The organism is Pedobacter sp. 05T44 (assembly GCF_056395985.1).
The window spans coordinates 429,707-446,681 of the sequence record NZ_JBFTKO010000002.1 but is presented as its reverse complement, the minus strand read 5'-3'; the positions used below and the strand labels follow the sequence as shown (position 1 = coordinate 446,681).

At 39.6% G+C, this 16,975-nt stretch carries 12 protein-coding genes; 3 read left to right on the top strand and 9 right to left on the bottom strand.

Annotated elements, in window-relative coordinates; all coding sequences use genetic code 11:
- Window positions 1-85: 85 nt before the first annotated feature.
- Together AC1DDK_RS06420 and AC1DDK_RS06415 are read left to right on the top strand one after the other, a co-directional pair.
- Window positions 86-907, top strand: coding sequence for a metallophosphoesterase (locus AC1DDK_RS06420; RefSeq protein WP_288879221.1), 822 nt, complete (start codon window positions 86-88; stop codon window positions 905-907).
- Between the two features lie 31 nt (window positions 908-938).
- On the top strand, window positions 939-1,814 hold the full coding sequence (locus AC1DDK_RS06415) for an AadS family aminoglycoside 6-adenylyltransferase (RefSeq protein ID WP_288879220.1): 876 nt from the start codon (window positions 939-941) through the stop codon (window positions 1,812-1,814).
- Here AC1DDK_RS06415 and AC1DDK_RS06410 read toward each other — a convergent pair.
- The gene (locus AC1DDK_RS06410; protein ID WP_288879219.1) at window positions 1,807-2,868 is read right to left on the bottom strand and encodes a sterol desaturase family protein; all 1,062 of its coding nucleotides are present in this window, start codon (window positions 2,866-2,868) and stop codon (window positions 1,807-1,809) included. The genes AC1DDK_RS06415 and AC1DDK_RS06410 overlap by 8 nt on opposite strands.
- A 179-nt stretch (window positions 2,869-3,047) precedes the next feature.
- Here AC1DDK_RS06410 and AC1DDK_RS06405 point away from each other — a divergent pair, with 179 nt between their 5' ends.
- Complete coding sequence (locus AC1DDK_RS06405; RefSeq protein ID WP_172660180.1) at window positions 3,048-4,352, top strand: GH36-type glycosyl hydrolase domain-containing protein; 1,305 nt, start codon at window positions 3,048-3,050, stop codon at window positions 4,350-4,352.
- Between the two features lie 6 nt (window positions 4,353-4,358).
- On the opposite strand, the gene AC1DDK_RS06400 is transcribed toward AC1DDK_RS06405, so the two are convergent.
- The 8 genes from AC1DDK_RS06400 to AC1DDK_RS06365 form a co-directional block, all read right to left on the bottom strand.
- A complete protein-coding gene (locus tag AC1DDK_RS06400) occupies window positions 4,359-4,643 on the bottom strand; it encodes a hypothetical protein (RefSeq protein ID WP_172660179.1) in 285 nt (94 codons plus the stop codon).
- 55 nt (window positions 4,644-4,698) lie between these two features.
- Complete coding sequence (locus AC1DDK_RS06395; protein WP_337716836.1) at window positions 4,699-5,433, bottom strand: ThuA domain-containing protein; 735 nt, start codon at window positions 5,431-5,433, stop codon at window positions 4,699-4,701.
- 5 nt (window positions 5,434-5,438) lie between these two features.
- Complete coding sequence (locus AC1DDK_RS06390) at window positions 5,439-7,724, bottom strand: glycosyl hydrolase family 95 catalytic domain-containing protein (protein WP_337716834.1); 2,286 nt, start codon at window positions 7,722-7,724, stop codon at window positions 5,439-5,441.
- 3 nt (window positions 7,725-7,727) lie between these two features.
- Window positions 7,728-9,194, bottom strand: a complete 1,467-nt coding sequence (locus AC1DDK_RS06385) for a RagB/SusD family nutrient uptake outer membrane protein (RefSeq protein WP_337716832.1) — start codon at window positions 9,192-9,194, stop codon at window positions 7,728-7,730.
- A gap of 11 nt (window positions 9,195-9,205) precedes the next feature.
- Complete coding sequence (locus AC1DDK_RS06380) at window positions 9,206-12,646, bottom strand: TonB-dependent receptor (protein WP_477611810.1); 3,441 nt, start codon at window positions 12,644-12,646, stop codon at window positions 9,206-9,208.
- Window positions 12,647-12,935: 289 nt separating this feature from the next.
- Window positions 12,936-14,108, bottom strand: a complete 1,173-nt coding sequence (locus AC1DDK_RS06375; RefSeq protein ID WP_337716828.1) for a FecR family protein — start codon at window positions 14,106-14,108, stop codon at window positions 12,936-12,938.
- A 242-nt stretch (window positions 14,109-14,350) separates the two neighbouring features.
- Window positions 14,351-14,938: an RNA polymerase sigma factor gene (locus AC1DDK_RS06370; protein WP_172660174.1), complete on the bottom strand. Its 588-nt coding sequence runs from the start codon at window positions 14,936-14,938 to the stop codon at window positions 14,351-14,353.
- A gap of 167 nt (window positions 14,939-15,105) precedes the next feature.
- Window positions 15,106-16,794 (bottom strand): GH39 family glycosyl hydrolase, encoded by a 1,689-nt coding sequence (locus AC1DDK_RS06365; RefSeq protein ID WP_337716826.1) that lies wholly within the window; start codon window positions 16,792-16,794, stop codon window positions 15,106-15,108.
- Window positions 16,795-16,975: the final 181 nt, after the last annotated feature.

Here is a 16,975-nt window from a genome sequence, read left to right as displayed (position 1 = left end):
ATGCTAAAGATAGTATAATCCCATCGTGTAAAAATCGAAAAAAATCGTTTCTTTGGAATACGGCCCTTAATATTTAAAGTTGACAATGAAACTAACCAGGCGAAAATTCATAAGGGCAGGTCTTCTGGCTACATTCGGAACCATCCTGGCAGATATGTTTTGGATTGAGAAGTTTTTTATCGAAACTAATGAATTTTACATTGGCAAGGCAACTAAAGAAACAACCCATATCAAAGTTGTTCAAATCTCTGATTTGCATCTTCAATCTGTAAATTATCAGTTAAAGCATCTGGCAAATAAGCTTAACAAATTACAACCTCAACTAATCTTAATTACCGGTGATGCGATAGATAAATCGGAAAACACTCCTCTACTCAATGAGTTTTTAAAACTAATTGATAAGGAAATAAAAAAGGTGGCCATTTTAGGTAATTGGGAATATTGGGGTAATATCGATTTAGATGAGTTAAATAAAATTTATGCAGGCAATAATTGCACTCTGCTAATTAATGAAACAACACAGTATTCGTTCAAGAATAAGTCCATTTCAATAACAGGTGTAGATGATTTTATTGGAGGCAAGGCTGATTATGGCACTGCAATAAAAGGCTATAAAAAAAGCGACTACCATATTGTTCTGAATCATTGCCCTCAGTACAGCGACTATATTTCAAGTCAAACGGATAAGGACACGAATATTGATTTTATCCTTTCGGGACATACACATGGAGGCCAGATAAATTTATTTGGCTATGCTCCATTTTTGCCACCGGGAAGCGGAAAATATGTTAAAGGATGGTATAATCATAATGTTCCTAAAATGTATGTTTCCAAAGGTGTTGGAACGAGTATTTTACCTGCAAGATTTGGAGCAAGGGCTGAAATTGCTATTTTTAACCTGCTATGAACTCAATTTCCAAAACAACTACCCAATCACTATGGTTAAAGCCAGAAACGAAAAGCTAAAACACATCATAAACTGGGCTAATTCAAACCATGAGATTAGGGCTGTACTGCTCACCAGTTCATTGGCCAGCGCCATTGCACCCGTAGATAAATTCAGCGACCTTGATATTGAACTGGTTTTTGAAGATTTAACTGCAGCCCTTAAAGATGACAGCTGGCTCAGTGAGTTCGGAAGAGTTATTGCCAAAGTAGCTGAAAGTGAAGAAGCCTTTGATGGGAAGCATGCCATGAGAATGGTGCTTTATGAAGATTATGTAAAGGTTGATTTCAAACTCTATAGCATACTGGAATTTCAAAAAGAAGCCGCTAAATCTGAATTGCCGGAAGATTGGGATGTAGGCTATAAAGTTTTAATAGATAAAGATCGGCTCTGTAAAAACTTAAAGCCGCCAACATATCAGTCTGTTATCATAAAAAAACCAGGAGCTGAAAAATTCGCACAAGTGATGAACGACTTCTGGTGGGACATGACATACGTGGCCAAGTGCCTTGCCCGGGATGAGCTTTTCTATGCTAAGTTCATGACGGAAAACATGATGAGGAATGATTATCTTGTACCAATGATTGAATGGTACATCTCTCTTTCGCATGACTGGAAAATTACCACCAATAAACACGGCCGCTTTTTTAAGAAATACTTGTCATCTGAATTATGGAAAAAAATTGAAGCAACTTTTGCCTCTGCCGAAATCCAGGACAACTGGCGGGCTTTATTTGCCTATGCAGACATTGCCCATGAGTTGGGCACAGAACTGGCAGAAAAACTAACTTATCAGTATCCTGTTTTGCTGGAAAAAGATATCAGAAATTACCTTAATGCAATAAAAAACCACACAGAACTTAAATAGATTCCTGAATCACTATTTGCTTTGGATCCGCACTAAAGTCAGACGCTAACTCATTTTGTATCGGTTGGCGTTGAATTTCCTTAAACTCATTTCTGGCTTTACTTGCCGTCTTATGATCACCTGTATGGCTCCATCCTGGTGGCATAAAAATATACAGGAATTTATTTTTAAGTCCTGGGGCTTTGTAAACATCCTTTATCAAACAGGCGAACTCCCCAAAATAACTATCCAGAAAACTATTAGGTTTCATTTCTCTGGTAATACCGTATTCGATTGGAAGATTCTTCTCCTCAGGCTGATAAGTGCCAAAAACTCGATCCCAGATATTCAGCAGGTTACAAAAATTTGTATCCATATACAATGGATTTTTAGCATGATGTACCCTATGGTGCGAAGGTGTCAGAATGTATTTATACAAAAAGCCCAATTTACCATCCTTCATCAGTTGTTCACCTATATGTATAAAACCACCGTAAAACCCATCAATAAACATAATTACAAACAACATCGGCGGATTTACGCCTAATAAAATGCATACCGTAGTTCTAATCACATCCGCATAAGGCCCCTCCAGAAAAAAGTGTGCATAAGATACAGACAGATTCATAGCCTGTGGTGCATGATGAGTAGAATGCAGGCACCAGAACAAGCGAACTTTATGACCAAGATAATGATAAATGAAATGCCCGAATTCCCATACTATATAGCCATAAATAAACCAATACCAGGTAAAACTAGTTTTAAAGATAGCATACTTCTCAAAAAGCCCTATACAAAATACAATTGCAGCTATGGAGATAAATCGTCCTACAAAAGCATTAAAAACGTACGAAAAGAAAGATATTTTATAATCAATGGCTTTAAATTTCCTTAATATTAAAGCCGTTAATATCTCAATTACCAAAACTATTGGAAAAAGAGGCCCAATAATAGAGGTAAATCCGTCGTAAGTTAAAAAGGAGCTGTAATCCCCAGAGTTAACGATCTTGATAAAATTTCCAATACCAAAGAAACCGATAACCCAATCATAAATTGCTTGAAAAAAATCCATCATAATACTTTGTGCTATTTGGTTAAGGCTATTTATATTGTATATACATATATACAGATATTTTTTAAACCCCGCACATAAAAATATAAAAAAACTATTAAAACTCAAATAATTCAATGAATCAAATGAATTATTACATTTTTATTATCTTCGTATGTACATACATTAAAAACCACAAACTCATGAAGATTTATTCGGCATATCTATTGGCCCTTACCTTTCTTATTTGCTCCTGCTCATCCACTAAACAAAGTGAAGAACAACAACTCGCAAAATCTATTCTGGCAGACACCTCCATGCAAATAGTAGACAGCATGGCCAGAACTGCCATAAAAGAAGGGTTTAATGCAGGAAGTGGTTACTCGCAGATCTGGGCACGCGATATGAATACCTTTATTGTAACCGCGCTCGAGGAGACTTCCAAAGAAGAAGTTAAAGGGGCCATTTTAGTCTTCTTCGCGCTTCAGCAAAAAAATGACGAGATGGTGGATGGTTATGTCTTGAAAAAGGACTTCACATGGAACGATGATACACCTTACTATTCTGATAACGACCCTAAGCATGTAGGCTTTAAAAACACTGTTGAAACAGATCAGGAAACCTCATTAATTCAGCTTGTAGGCAAATACGTTAAGAAAACAGGAGATACAAGTATTTTAAGCGAACAAATTGCCGGTGTAACCGTATTAACAAGAATGGAACGCATGATCAGGTATTTACTTAAGGAAAGATACAACAAAAGTTATGGCTTGCTTTACGGAGCAATGACGGCTGATTGGGGCGATGTACAGCCTAATGATGACTTTGGCTGCGACTGGAACAACCTATCTGATGAAGCAATAGATGTATATGATAATGCAATGCTAATTATTGCACTCAACTATCTTCAGGAAATGACCACTGATAAAAACCAGATCACCCAATGGAAAGAATTACAGAAATCAGTTAAAGCAAACGTGAGAAAACACCTGTGGGACGAAAAAAGGAAGAAATTCATTCCTCATATTTATCCGGGAAAATCTCCTGTCCCCGCAGGCTTTGACGAGAATAATATTCACTATCACGGAGGTACTGCGGTTGCTATTGAGGCAGGATTATTATCAAAAGATGAAATTGCAATCGTTAACAAACAAATGGTTGAAAACGTAAAGCTTTCGGGCATGCCAAGTATTGGCCTTACCATATACCCTACTTATCCTGAGGGCCTTTTCCGTGGAGGGATGTCAAAACCATACATTTATCAAAATGGAGGAGATTGGACCTGGTTTGGAGGAAGAATGATCCAGCAATTGATTGCTAATGGATTTGTAAAAGAAGCTTATGAAGAAGTTCGCCCTATGATTGATCTTGTTATCAAAAACCATGGTTTCTATGAATGGTATGGCAAAGGTGGGGTACCAAGCGGTTCTGGCAAATTCAAAGGCTCTGCAGGTGTTCTTAGTAAATCAATTACTCAGTTTAAAGACTGGGCAAACGAACAGAAATAACGACCTCTAAAGCCCCTCAATATCGCTGATCTGCTTGCCAATATCTTGTACTACAAGTTCATCAAGCAGCAGATCAGCATGCCCGGATGTTTCATCGTACTCATAAATGGGGTAACCACCTGAATCCAGATCGTCAGCCGAAACAGCCTCCCAGCTCCCTGATTTGCTCATAAATATTTCCCCTACAAGTCCGCCATGACAAACCACCTTATAACTGCCTGCTTCCTGGGGGTGTATGTTTAAATCAACCTTTTCCCCATGACTGGTGATGATAATATTAAACGGGTCCATAATTTGCTCTCCTAATGTACCTTATAAACCAACAACAGACTAAATAGTTTTCATTTCAGGATTTTTTTCTATGCCCCAATACCGACCATTCAATGCCCTGCAGTAGCAACTTCCTGTAATTGGGATTTCCAAAGGCTTCCGGCCCATGTCCTAGTTGGATGAACAATACATCTGCTTGTCCATAGGTATTAATCCATGCGATATCATGTGAACTCCCTGGATGAGTAGTACTAAGCAGGGGTCTGATGTTTGGCTGAGTACCAAAATGGCCATATACTTCATCGTAAATCTCGAAATCTTTAAGCCCTTTGGTAACAGGATGCTTATGGTCTTCAATTTTTACGGGTATAATAACATCGTGCTGGTAGCTTGATTTTATGGTATCCCCTTTTACAACGGTTGCCTGCTCATAATATTTACCTCCAATGATCTTCTGAAACTCATCCCAATCCTGATAAGATACCAAAGAATGATGCAAAAATATCATTGCCTTTCCCTTGTTCAACAAATGCATATAAGCCTGTTTTTGTACAGAAGTAATGGAATTGTACATATCGTAAAAAACCAGGGCATCATACTTATCAACAGCCGGAGAGGCGATCAGCTCATTGGCTGCAGGTTGTTCCAGTTTGTCATAGCTAATATTCTTGCTTAATGAATCAAACATATGATAAAACGGCTCCTGCTTAAAACCATGCCCGCCTGTAATGACCAGGATGTGTATCTTCTTCTGTGCAAAACAAGCTATACTAATGATACATAGCAGGATGGTCATTCTCATTGATTTCATAATTTTCATATTATTGTTAGCTCCAGCTGTTCGCCTCTTTTTGTATCAAACGTAAATGTTTTACCAGCTAACACCTCTACCTTCTGCCCGTTCCTGATTAACTGCACTTTTTTTCCCAACCAAGGGTTGTCTATACTGCATGGTCTACCCGCCTCGCTTACTAGTTTAACATATTCAATTTTGCCATTTTTCAGGCGGCTGCTTACTAAGAAAGCACCATAGGCCCGCAATTGCTCAAAGCTTGCATCTTTAGCCTTGTTCCAGTTTGGAAATATTCTGATCACCTGTTCATAACTCTGCATCATCATTTCATTTATCGTTAATGGAACCGCGGCAAGGGTTTCTGTCCCTCCACCATCAGCAGTGATCCACAGATTTGGAAGCGATTGCAGTGCAATCCGGTCTTTCAGCTGTTTAATAATTTCATCAGAATCATATCCAACCCTTACCGCGGCAGGAAAACAGGTTTCAATTCCATTACCCAGCGTATTTGCCCATTCACCCGGAGCGTTCATTCTTTCCTTCCATCTGCTTACATCACTAAGCAGGATCTGGTTAAAAGCTGAATCCGTTTTAGGGCCACATACACCACCCGGAAGTATCAACCCATGGATAGAAACCCGTGCCAAACCGGAAATACGGCTATGCCTGACAGAAGGGCTCTTTTCAACTTCTTTTAAGCTCAGTTTACCATCTACTTCACCCACAGTAAAATCACTTATATGTTTTACAATATGCTGCCATTTATCTACCCTTTCAGGGTCGACTTTTAAAAAGCTACTTACATCAATGATTCCCTTAAATAACATTTTCACAAGGCCAACAGAAAGTGTCGAATTAAAATCGCCCAATTGATCTCGCCATTTCCCCTTATTTTTAAGGTTTGGCATCACCTCACCATAATGATCCATATAAATCACATAACGCCCGTTCTCAAACTTTAAATAATCCTCCCAAAAATCAGCACATTCCAGCATATAAGGATAAACTTTTTGGGCATAGGCGGTGTCATAAGTACTGTAAAAACGCATCAGCATATTCCCTACACTAAAAACAGCGTTGATCTTTTGGCCTAAAAATTTATATCCTCCATCAATGGTATTCTCCTTTGTCGCATATCTTTTTTCCATTTCATCCGGAGTAAGCGGCCAGCGGGTAGTTACCAATCCCTTAGGGCCTATTCCAACGGGATAATAAATCCCTTTAATATGAAGTAATTCCTGGGCGTGTTGTTTTCCCTTTTCCATATAATCCAATAAGGGCTGATCGAAATTAGCCGTCTGATCTATGTAATTGGACGAATATGCAGCCCAATAGGGAGCCTGGTAGTTATAATTTAAATGATAATCCCCTCCCCATGAGGATGAATCCCTGGTTATAAATGGTCCCCAGATACCGGGAGCAAATTTATTCCCTCTTGAAGTAGATCCGAACAGATATTGTGAAGCATAGTAATACTTCTCAATTAAGGAGTCGCCAATTTGAACGTTTGAGCGGCTCCAAAAATCCTTCCACCAGCCCTCATGTTCTTTCTTTATGGCCGCAATTGAATTTTGTGTTGTAGACTGCGCCTCTTGGATCGTCTTTTCCTTCCAATCATTTTTATCGCAATTGGTATACATGGTAACAGATAGGGTGAGTTTCTGGTTGGCTTTCATATTAAGCGTCCCATCTTTCTCAACTTTTCCGCCCAGTACTTTTAGTGCGATAGCAACATGCGAAGGCCATTCCAGTAATGGAGTATTCTCGAAAGAGCGGGTTACCCAAATCACATCTCCATTAATACCTTTTGTGTTTACAGAGGTATTTCCTTCAGTAGCATTTAAGGCAAGGTTCATTGTAAAGGCCTTATTTGCTGTAAATTCTGCAATCACCGTATTCGTTGTAGCCGATACCCAGGAGTTAAGGATTACTGTAAGATCATCCTTCGTAAACTTTCCCGCAATTAAGGCCCTGTCCTGAATTTGTTCTGCATAATAATTAGCGCCCTTAAGGGCGCTAATATGAACTTCCAACCATCCTGGCAAAGCAATACCTCCTCCGGGATAAACCGGATATGCCCGCCAGAAATCATTTTTACCTAAGTAGAACAACAATTTATCAGGGCTACCACCAAGGGTAAGCCCAATATCTCCATTTCCCGCCAACGGACCATCTGGAGTTTTTGACGTTGGCACCTTTTTAGGCGCAGTTGCGAAAACAGCTTTATATCTTCCTGAATATATTTCCTGTGCCTTACTTTTTTGAGCAAAACAGAACAGGATCAGAAACATGGCCCACAGACTACGCACTACCTAAAAGTTTGGATTCTGTGTCCACACGCCTTTCATAATATCCATTTGGCTCAATGGAATCGGAAAAAGGTAAGACTTAAACTTTCTCTTTGTTCCTTTGGCATCATAAGCTACCTGAGGGATAACCTGATCTGCTATTTTCCATCTGATTAAATCGTTGTACCGTAAACCCTCAAAGGCAAGTTCTACTCTACGCTCGTTTCTAATGATTTCACGGGTCAGCACAAGCTGTGCCGGCATATTAACTCCAGGTCTTGCCCTTACATCATTCAATGCCTTTAAAGCACGCGGGTCAGCACCTTGCCCATTTTCAAACATGGCCTCAGCATACATCAGCAACAGATCGGCATAGCGGATTTTAACCATATGCTGATCACTCAATGTAGCACCAGATGCATTATTTATAGCAGGATTTACCCATTTTTTAAAGGCCATAGTGGTATAAGGAATTTGTCCTTCAGCCGTACTTCCAGCTTGTTTAAAGCCTCCCGGATTGTATGCCCACGGATCCCCCGCTTCAAAAATGGTCATCTTTCTGCGCGGATCATTTGGCTCATAAGCATTCTTCAGTTCTACCGTTGGAAATACCGACATACGCCCACCAATAACCTGATCCAAAGAGTGATAATCATCTGGGGCTTTAAATTGCACAGAGAACATGATCTCTTTGTTGTTAATTTGATTACCAAAAAATATACCTGCATAATTATCAGAAAGCCTAAACGGATTACCGGCATCACCAATTAATGTCCAGGCTGCATCAGCCGCCTCACCATATCGTTGATTATTTAACAGCACCCTGGTTTTAAGCGCTATTGCTGAACCTTTTACTGCACGGCCGTCACTAAATGCAGTTGCTGGCAAGTAAGAAATGGCCAAATCAAGATCTTTCAGGATCTGGGCAACTACCTCGGTTTTAGGTGATCTGGGTGTTTTCAAAAAATCGCCATCCAATGTAGCTGGTTTCAAAATAAGTGGCAAATCTCCATAAAGCTGGGTAAGATCATTATAGTAAAAAGCCCTTAGAAACAAAGCCTCGCCTTTCATTTTGTTCCGTACAACATCTGTAATTACACTAACACGGTCTATGTTGTCCAGAAAATAATTACAATAAGCAATTCCCTGAAAACCAAAAGTAAAAGATTTACTCACAATTCCTGTTGTCGCAGAATTATGCTCTCCCCTCATTACAATATCAAATGCTTCGTAATTAGAGGTATTGGACGCATTGTCAGACAGCGCTTCCCAGTAAAGGGAATTACCGCTTTGCCCTGCCCCATTGGAAATAATTGGTTCTTTAAGCTTATAATAGCAAGCTATGAGTGCCTTATTGGCCTCTCCTTCTGTTTTCCAAAAATTTTCGGAATTGGGATTAGAAAGCGGATCTGTATCTAAAGTCTTCTTACATGAAAACACCATTGTGCTCAACATCATCAGAAGCATTGTTTTTATATATATAGTCTTCATAACATCAATGATTATAGTGTTACTTTCACACCGAATGAATAAATTTTAGCCTGGGGGTAAATTGCTGCCCGGCCACTGGCTGCTGCCCGTTCAGGATCGCTCCCTTTAAAAAAGTCGCTAAATGTTAGCAGATTGTCTCCAGATACATATAATCTTAGTGCCTGAATTTTAGCTCTGTTAATTAGCTTGGCCGGGAAGCTGTAACCCAGCTGAAAATTCTTTAACCTCAAATAAGAAGCATCCTGTAACCACCAGTCAGAAACCTGAGTATTAGGCGTATAATTTTCGTTGAAAATATGAGGGATGGTATTTGATGTACCTTCTCCATCCCAGGCATTTCTCCAGAACGTAGGCGGCGGCCCTGCTTGTCTGAATGGCGCAATTCCCCATTCTTTAACATAGATCTTACGGCCTTGAATTCCCTGGAAGAAGAAACTCAGATCAAAGTTTTTATAATCAGCGTTGAAGCTTAGTCCGTAATTAAATTTAGGGAAAGCCCCTCCAACAACCATTCGGTCATCTGTAGTAATTTTGCCATCAGGAACACCATTTGGCCCACTTACATCTTTGTATTTCATGTCGCCAGGTTTAGGTTTAACAAGTGGAGTTGGACCATTGTCAATTTCGGCCTGATTTTGATAGATGCCATCAAATACGTACATAAAATAAGAGTTATAAGGCAGCCCTTCCTGATTGATCGTTCCATTGCCGCCATTAATTTCACGCGCACCATATTTCACTACCTTATTTTTGTAGGTCTCAAAATTCCCCTGCACTTTATAATGAAAATCATTGATCTTGTTTTCGTATCCCAGCGAGACTTCGAAACCAGTGTTGTTCATTTCGCCAAGGTTTACTGTTGGACCGGCAACGCCTATAAAATCAGGCACCTGAAGTGGCCTCAAAATATCCGTTGTGTTTTTAGAATACCAGTCTACGCTACCAAACAACGATGATTTAAATAAACTGAAATCCAGACCTATATCGGTTACCGTAGTCGTTTCCCAGGTAATATTTCTATTAATCAGATCGGTTCGGGTTACCCCTTGCTGTAAAGAGCCTCCAATATTGTATAAAACCGGATTCAAAACATCCTGATATGGATAAGGCATTGATTCACCACCAAGCGATCGATTAACATTCTGGTTCCCAACCTGTCCCCATGATACCCGCGCTTTTAGGTTATCCACCCAATCAACAGATTTCAGGAAGTCTTCCTGCGAAATTCTCCATCCGGCAGAAGCAGATGGAAAAAATCCCCATTTGTTTCCTTTCGGAAAACGTGAAGAACCGTCATAACGGAAGTTTCCTTCCAGCAAATATTTCTCCTTGTAATTGTAATTGATCCTTCCAAATAGCGATTGTAGTGCCCATTGATAAGCATAACCATCGGCCAGCTGTCCACCCGGAGAATAAGACCCAAGTTCGATCAAATCATCAGAAGGGGCATTTCTTTTAAAGCCCTGTAAACGATCGTAGCGAAAAGTTTCCTGACTTCCTCCCAATAACGCAGAGAAGTTATGTACTTCATTAAAGGTTTTGGTATAATTTAATGTTCCGAATACAGTATACTGAACATCCTTTTCGTTTCGAACGGTCAGGTTATTTTCACCTACGGTTCCGTTCCATTGTGTATTGTACAAGTATTGTCCGCTTGCATCCGGCAGGAACATATATCCCGGTACACCAACAACATGTACCTTCGTTTGCTTATCATTATATTTTACTGCGCCTTTAATCTCTCCTTTTAATCCAGGAAGAATATCTACATCAAGAAATGCAGATGCCAGTGTATAATAGTTCTTGATATACCTTCCGCCATTTTCTGCCGTGGCCACCGGATTCTTATTTCCACCTTCCTGAATAAAGGCTTTAGCAGCATATCTTCCACTTCCATCCGGAAGTTTTGGTGTAAATGTAGGGTGAGCAGCTAAGGCACTTAAAATCTGGTCTTCTGTCGAATTTCCATCAAAATTATTATTCAATGCAGTCTCATTCCGGTCTCCTTTAGAAAAAGCAATGTTGGTTCCGAAAGTGACTTTATTGTTCAAACTTGTTTTAAAGTTAAACTGTGCATCATATCTTTTATAACCGGTTGCTATAAGGATACCATCCTGATCAAGATAGCCGGCACCAAAATTATACGTTGTTCCTTCCTTACCACCATTAACACTCACATAATGCTGTTGCATTGGAGCTGTGCGAAAAATCGCATCCATCCAGTCGTAACTTGGGTATTGTGCAGGATTTGTAATGGCACCCTGGCGGTATTGCTCAATCTGATCGGGGGTATAGATTTGGTTGGCACTGGTACCGGTGTGCGCAATTGCTTTATTAAGCAATTCCATAAATTCAACAGAATTGGTAATCCTATCATAGATAGAAGTGGCCCTCTGACTGCCATAATTATAGCTATAGTCAACATTTAATCTTCCTGCTTTACCAGCTTTGGTGGTTACCAAAACCACCCCATTTGCAGCCCTGGAACCATAAATTGCTGCCGAAGCAGCATCCTTTAATACAGAGATACTTTCTATCTGATTTGGGTTTACATTATTTAAATTACCTTCTACACCATCTATCAAGATAAGTGGATCATTGCCTGCACCACTAAAAGTACCCTGACCACGAATTTGTATAGTTGCACTCTCTGCTCCCGGCTGACCAGAATTCTGTGTTACCTGCACACCCGGCATTCTGCCTTGTAATAAAGAGGTTGTGTTTGGTGCCTGCCTGGTGGTTAACTCTGTACCCGTAACATTACTTACAGCCCCGGTGAGGTTCACTTTCTTTTGTGTGCCATAACCTACCACCACAATCTCAGAAAGCGCGCTGCTTTCTTCTTTTAACACCACATTAATGGAGGTACGGTTATTTACAGGAATTTCCTGTTGTGCAAAGCCAATAAAGCTAAATACAAGCGTTCCCGTTCCATCAGGCAAGGTCAGCGCATAATTGCCATCACCATCTGTTATGGTACCGGTATTGCTTCCTTTAAGTTTTATATTAACACCAGGCAATGGCCCGCCCTTTTCGTCAGTAACCTTTCCTTTAAGTTCTAATTTTTGAACCGAAGTACTTTTTGCTGGTATAATATCGGCCACATTATCTTTAATGATCACCGTTTTGTCCTTAAACACGTAAGTAAAAGGTTGCCCCTCAAAACAGCGTTTTAATACTTCTTCAAGCGTTTCATTGTTAACTGAAATATCTACTCTTTTCGCTTTCTTTATATCTTCCAGATTGTAAAAGAAATCGTATCCACTTTGTTTACGGATTTCTTTAAACAATTGTTGCAGACTGGCATTCTTTTTTGAAAAGGTGATACGTTGAGCCTTACTTGCCTGGGCAATCTGCAAAAAGAGGGTGATTAGTAAAATTGTAGTAATCTTAACTCTCATAATTAGTTTACTATGATCTGTCTCTTTAAATCTGCGTAAAGCAGAATTCATAATCAGCAGAAATTTAGGTACAAAGCTCCGCGGCTTACATACAGATTGTTTGTAAAAGTTCATACATTTGTTTAGTTGGGGTTTAACGAAAAAATAACTCTTGGAGGGTAATCCCAGCCATTTTTTACCGGGAGTGGTTCGAAGCACTTCCGGTTTTTTAGGCTTTGCCTGGTTGTTACAGCATAATACCGATTCCAGGCTTTATTACCTCAAATCAGGGTATAAGTTGTGTGGTCATTCTTCTTCTCATGCTGTTTATTTTTTTGGTTAGTTATTAATATTTGCTTGTTTATTTTTTATCGCGCAATACCGTGATCCGATTGCCTTCAATTACAAAATGTATTTTGTTTGTGGACTCCATAATTCCTAATACCGACGATATGTTTTTTGAGCGGGAGATCAAGCCACCAAATTTCACATCATCAAACTCGCCTTTATAGATCACTTCTACATCATACCATCTTGCTACTTTTCTCATAATACTTTTCAGATCATCGCCATCAAATACAAAGTCTCCGTCTTTCCAGGCCAAAATACTTTCCGTATTCACTTCTTTTACATTTATCTTCTGATCACCCAGCTCGCTCTGCTCACCTGGCCTTAACAATACGTTGTTATCAGGCGCATTCCCACTAGATTTTGAGCGGATTACCCGAACACTACCTTCTAAAAGGGTAGTTTTTATTGGGCCTTCGTCTTCGTAGCTGTTGATGTTAAAGTGTGTTCCCAGAACCTCTACTTCTTGTCCTTCGCTTTTAACAATAAATGGAATTTTACCGGGTAGCTTAGCTACTTCAAAATAGCCCTCTCCTGTCAATTCAACAACTCTTTTACTTCCACTAAATTTAGTTGGATAACGTAATAATGAAGCGGCATTTAGCCAAACCCTTGTGCCATCAGGCAAATTAACCTGATACTTTCCTCCATTGGGCGTTTCTATGGTATTGAATAACTGAGCTCCATTTTTACCCTGGGGTTCAGAGTCTGATACTGTGTAAACCAGCTGACCATCTGCAGTTTTATTAATTACCAAGCCCTCCTGTTTAACCACCTCACCATTAGCCGCATCGGTTAATGAAATCCTTTTGCCATCGGCAAGTGTTAAAAATGCTTTGTTACCTCCCGGAGGGATGTCTTGTTTTTTTGAAACGCCAGTTATTGAGGAGCGGTTCCCCGGTTTGTTTAAATAAATAAAACCAATGAAACCGACGATGCTGATTACAGCTGCCCAACTGGCAACTTTAAGTAAGAGCTTACTTATCTGAACAGGCTGAGATTCCTTATCCTTCTGGGCCGACAATGCCGCCCATACCTCGTCTTTAGTCTTGCTAATAATTTTATGTGAAGGAGCCTCCTTTCCAGAATGTAATTCCAGATACCAGCTTTCAACAATTGCTTTTTCTTCTTCAGAGCAATTGCCGGCCTTGTATTTTTCTAACAGTTCTCCGGGATCCCTATGCATACAATATATTTGGTATTTATACTTTATGCTACTATGACAGGAAAGCTGGGGGGTATGGGGTACTTATTTTAATAAAAAAAAAGATAAAGGAATAAAATCCCGCTATCGGACTGCCCGTCATCTCGAATGTAAAGAGAGATCTCTTGGCCACGGAGTAACTGCGAACCTTTGCATAATCAGGAGATTTCTCCTATCGTCGAAATGACGGCAGCTTAAAACAATCTGGCATTGGTATTCAAACGCTATATGAAGTACAAAAACAAACTATAAAAAGCAATAACAAATAAATCAAACTTGGGCCTAAGTATGCGTAAAGCCTTTTTCACATGCATGCGTACGGTCTGTTCAGATATCTGAAGCCTAACTGCAATCTGTTTATAAGAGAGGTAGTCTCTCCTGCTCAGTTCAAACACTTCTCTCATTTTAGATGGTAAGGCCGAAATTTCCCGTTCAATCATCTTTCTCATTTCAACCTCCCTTATTCTATGATCTGCAAAGTAAGTATCGCGATCTATAAAGCCAGCCAGTGAGCTGATGTATTTATTTTCTACAGCATTGTGCGAAATACGGTTTATAATACGGTTCCTGATGGCCGAATATAAATAAGAAGATAGGCTACGATCAAATGAAATGGTTTCGCGACGCGTCCATAATATTTCAAATAATTCCTGAACTACGTCTTTTGCCTCGTCCTGATCGTTTAAAAGCTTACAGGCATGTACAAATAATAAACCATAAAAACGGTCAAAGATGGCAGTGTATGCCAAATGATCTCCTTTCTTCAAGAGATCAGCCAACTCCTCATCGTTTAATTGTTTATATAATAACATTGGTAAAACTGTAAATGGACTTTACGCCCATGCCCGACACAATTATTGAAACTAGAATTTTATATTTGATTAGTATCCAGATCAAATGTAACACATTACCGCTCCCGTGCTTACGCTCATATTGGCTTTTTATTCAACTATTTTGCCATAAAAGGTTTTTGGTTTAATTATTTAAATGAAAGATGCAGAAAGGATACACCCTGTCTTGGCAGTAAGATTTCTAAATTAGCAGTTCCATTTTTAGTTTTAAGTATCGAAGGTTTTTCGAGCATAGCCAGTTGCCCGGCTTTTTCAAGTTGTTTGATTTGTACAGCTGTCGGACTTACCGGAGAACCCATTTTTTTCCAAACTTCGTACGAATTGCTGTGCTGATCATCAATACGATAATGTTTAAGCTCTATTGTTTTCGAGGGCAATCCATTAAGCTGAATGTTAACTTTTTCGGCGCTGCCTTTTTCATCAGCATCATGATAATTCCAAACCATAACCGCAGCAGATTTTGCATCTTTTGATGCCAATGCACCAATATCTGTGTGGGCACCACGAATACCAGATGCTAAAATACTATCCAGAGGACACATTCTGTTTGCATCAACCTTTACCAAATCACCTCTCATCATTCCAAACATCCTGAATACATTCAATACCGGTTTATCAACTCCATTAGTTGCCAGGTCTCTGAAACCATAAAACCATGGTTGGTTTTCAAATTCAAAAGCCCAGGTAACCGCACCAATCAGGTTAGATTTCAGTAAGTGAGCCAGTTCATATTTACGGGCAAAAGATGCGGCAGTATAGCTGGAATACATGGTTCCGTTTCGATATGCATTTTGAGGATCAGTAGCCATACCGCAAGCGGCACATCCTTCGGGGTCCGACTCTCCAATCACTATCGGTAGATCCTTTAACTGCGGATAAGCCGCAATGACCTTTAAATTATCATTAATGTTTCGAAGCTGACTACGGATTCCCATAACCACTCTTCCATTTTCCAATTTTGGAGATCCTTTGGCATGAAATAAAAGGATATCAAGCGGCGATCCGGTTTTTCCGGTTGCATAATTCGTCTCAAACAAACAGTGTTTTATAAAAGCATCCTGAAATTTCATTGCTCCCCCTGTAATATCAGTCCCTCCAATTTTTGCCGTTGGCAAAGCTCTTTTAACAGCATCGGCAGAATAATCATATAATTTAAAAAATTCCTGCTGTGTTCCTCTCCAATATTGCGAATCTGGTTCGTTCCAAAGTTCCCAATACCAGCTTTCTACTTCTTCTTTTCCGTAACGCTCAACACTATGTTTTACCCATTGATAAACAAGCTCTGTCCATTTATTGTAATCTTTAGGAGGATACGCCCAACCAGTAAAAATATCGCTGTATTTATCACCTGGTTTCCAGTTATGTTTATAAGGAACAGGTTTGCTCGAGAGTGCTTCGGGCATAAAGCCAATCTGTGCCAGCGGTTTCATACCTCTTTTGATATAAGTATCAAAGATACTGTCGATAATAGACCAGTTATAAACCGGATTTCCACTGGCATCTTCGGTATAAGCATTTGTTGAGCCCCATTTTAAAGCAGCCACACCATCACCGGTTACCAATAAACTATGCGCCCTAACGAACACCGGTACGGGACTTGCCGCCGCAATTTCGGTCAGTAATTTCTTACCATCCTTCATATAGGTATAATTTGGTTCATCATATCCAAACCAGGCCCATAGTGGTTTCATTGGAGCTATTGATGCTGAAAAATCAACAGCAACCTTTACCGGCTCATTTTTATTCGTTTGAGCGTAGGCAAGGCTGTTTATGCCTACTGCAATGATAAAGAGTTTAATACTTTTTTTTAATAGCATGTGCTTTGGTTTAAGCGATATATCTTTTATACGATTAACGATCATCCAAATTAAATATATAGCTTTTTTTCTTTCTAGTATAATCCGCTAAGCCAATTGAAAAATAAAGTGCCTCTAAAATTACCCGCAGATTCCAGAGCGCTTATACGGCGATTTCATCGTTAGCATAAACAGGGAGATA

Coding starts and splice junctions, on each gene's coding strand:
- AC1DDK_RS06420 (WP_288879221.1), top strand. CDS start 86: ATGAAACTAACCAGGCGAAAATTCATAAGGGCAGGTCTTCTGGCTACA.
- AC1DDK_RS06415 (WP_288879220.1), top strand. CDS start 939: ATGGTTAAAGCCAGAAACGAAAAGCTAAAACACATCATAAACTGGGCT.
- AC1DDK_RS06410 (WP_288879219.1), bottom strand. CDS start 2,868: ATGATGGATTTTTTTCAAGCAATTTATGATTGGGTTATCGGTTTCTTT.
- AC1DDK_RS06405 (WP_172660180.1), top strand. CDS start 3,048: ATGAAGATTTATTCGGCATATCTATTGGCCCTTACCTTTCTTATTTGC.
- AC1DDK_RS06400 (WP_172660179.1), bottom strand. CDS start 4,643: ATGGACCCGTTTAATATTATCATCACCAGTCATGGGGAAAAGGTTGAT.
- AC1DDK_RS06395 (WP_337716836.1), bottom strand. CDS start 5,433: ATGAAATCAATGAGAATGACCATCCTGCTATGTATCATTAGTATAGCT.
- AC1DDK_RS06385 (WP_337716832.1), bottom strand. CDS start 9,194: ATGAAGACTATATATATAAAAACAATGCTTCTGATGATGTTGAGCACA.
- AC1DDK_RS06380 (WP_477611810.1), bottom strand. CDS start 12,646: ATGAATTCTGCTTTACGCAGATTTAAAGAGACAGATCATAGTAAACTA.
- AC1DDK_RS06375 (WP_337716828.1), bottom strand. CDS start 14,108: ATGCATAGGGATCCCGGAGAACTGTTAGAAAAATACAAGGCCGGCAAT.
- AC1DDK_RS06370 (WP_172660174.1), bottom strand. CDS start 14,938: ATGTTATTATATAAACAATTAAACGATGAGGAGTTGGCTGATCTCTTG.
- AC1DDK_RS06365 (WP_337716826.1), bottom strand. CDS start 16,794: ATGCTATTAAAAAAAAGTATTAAACTCTTTATCATTGCAGTAGGCATA.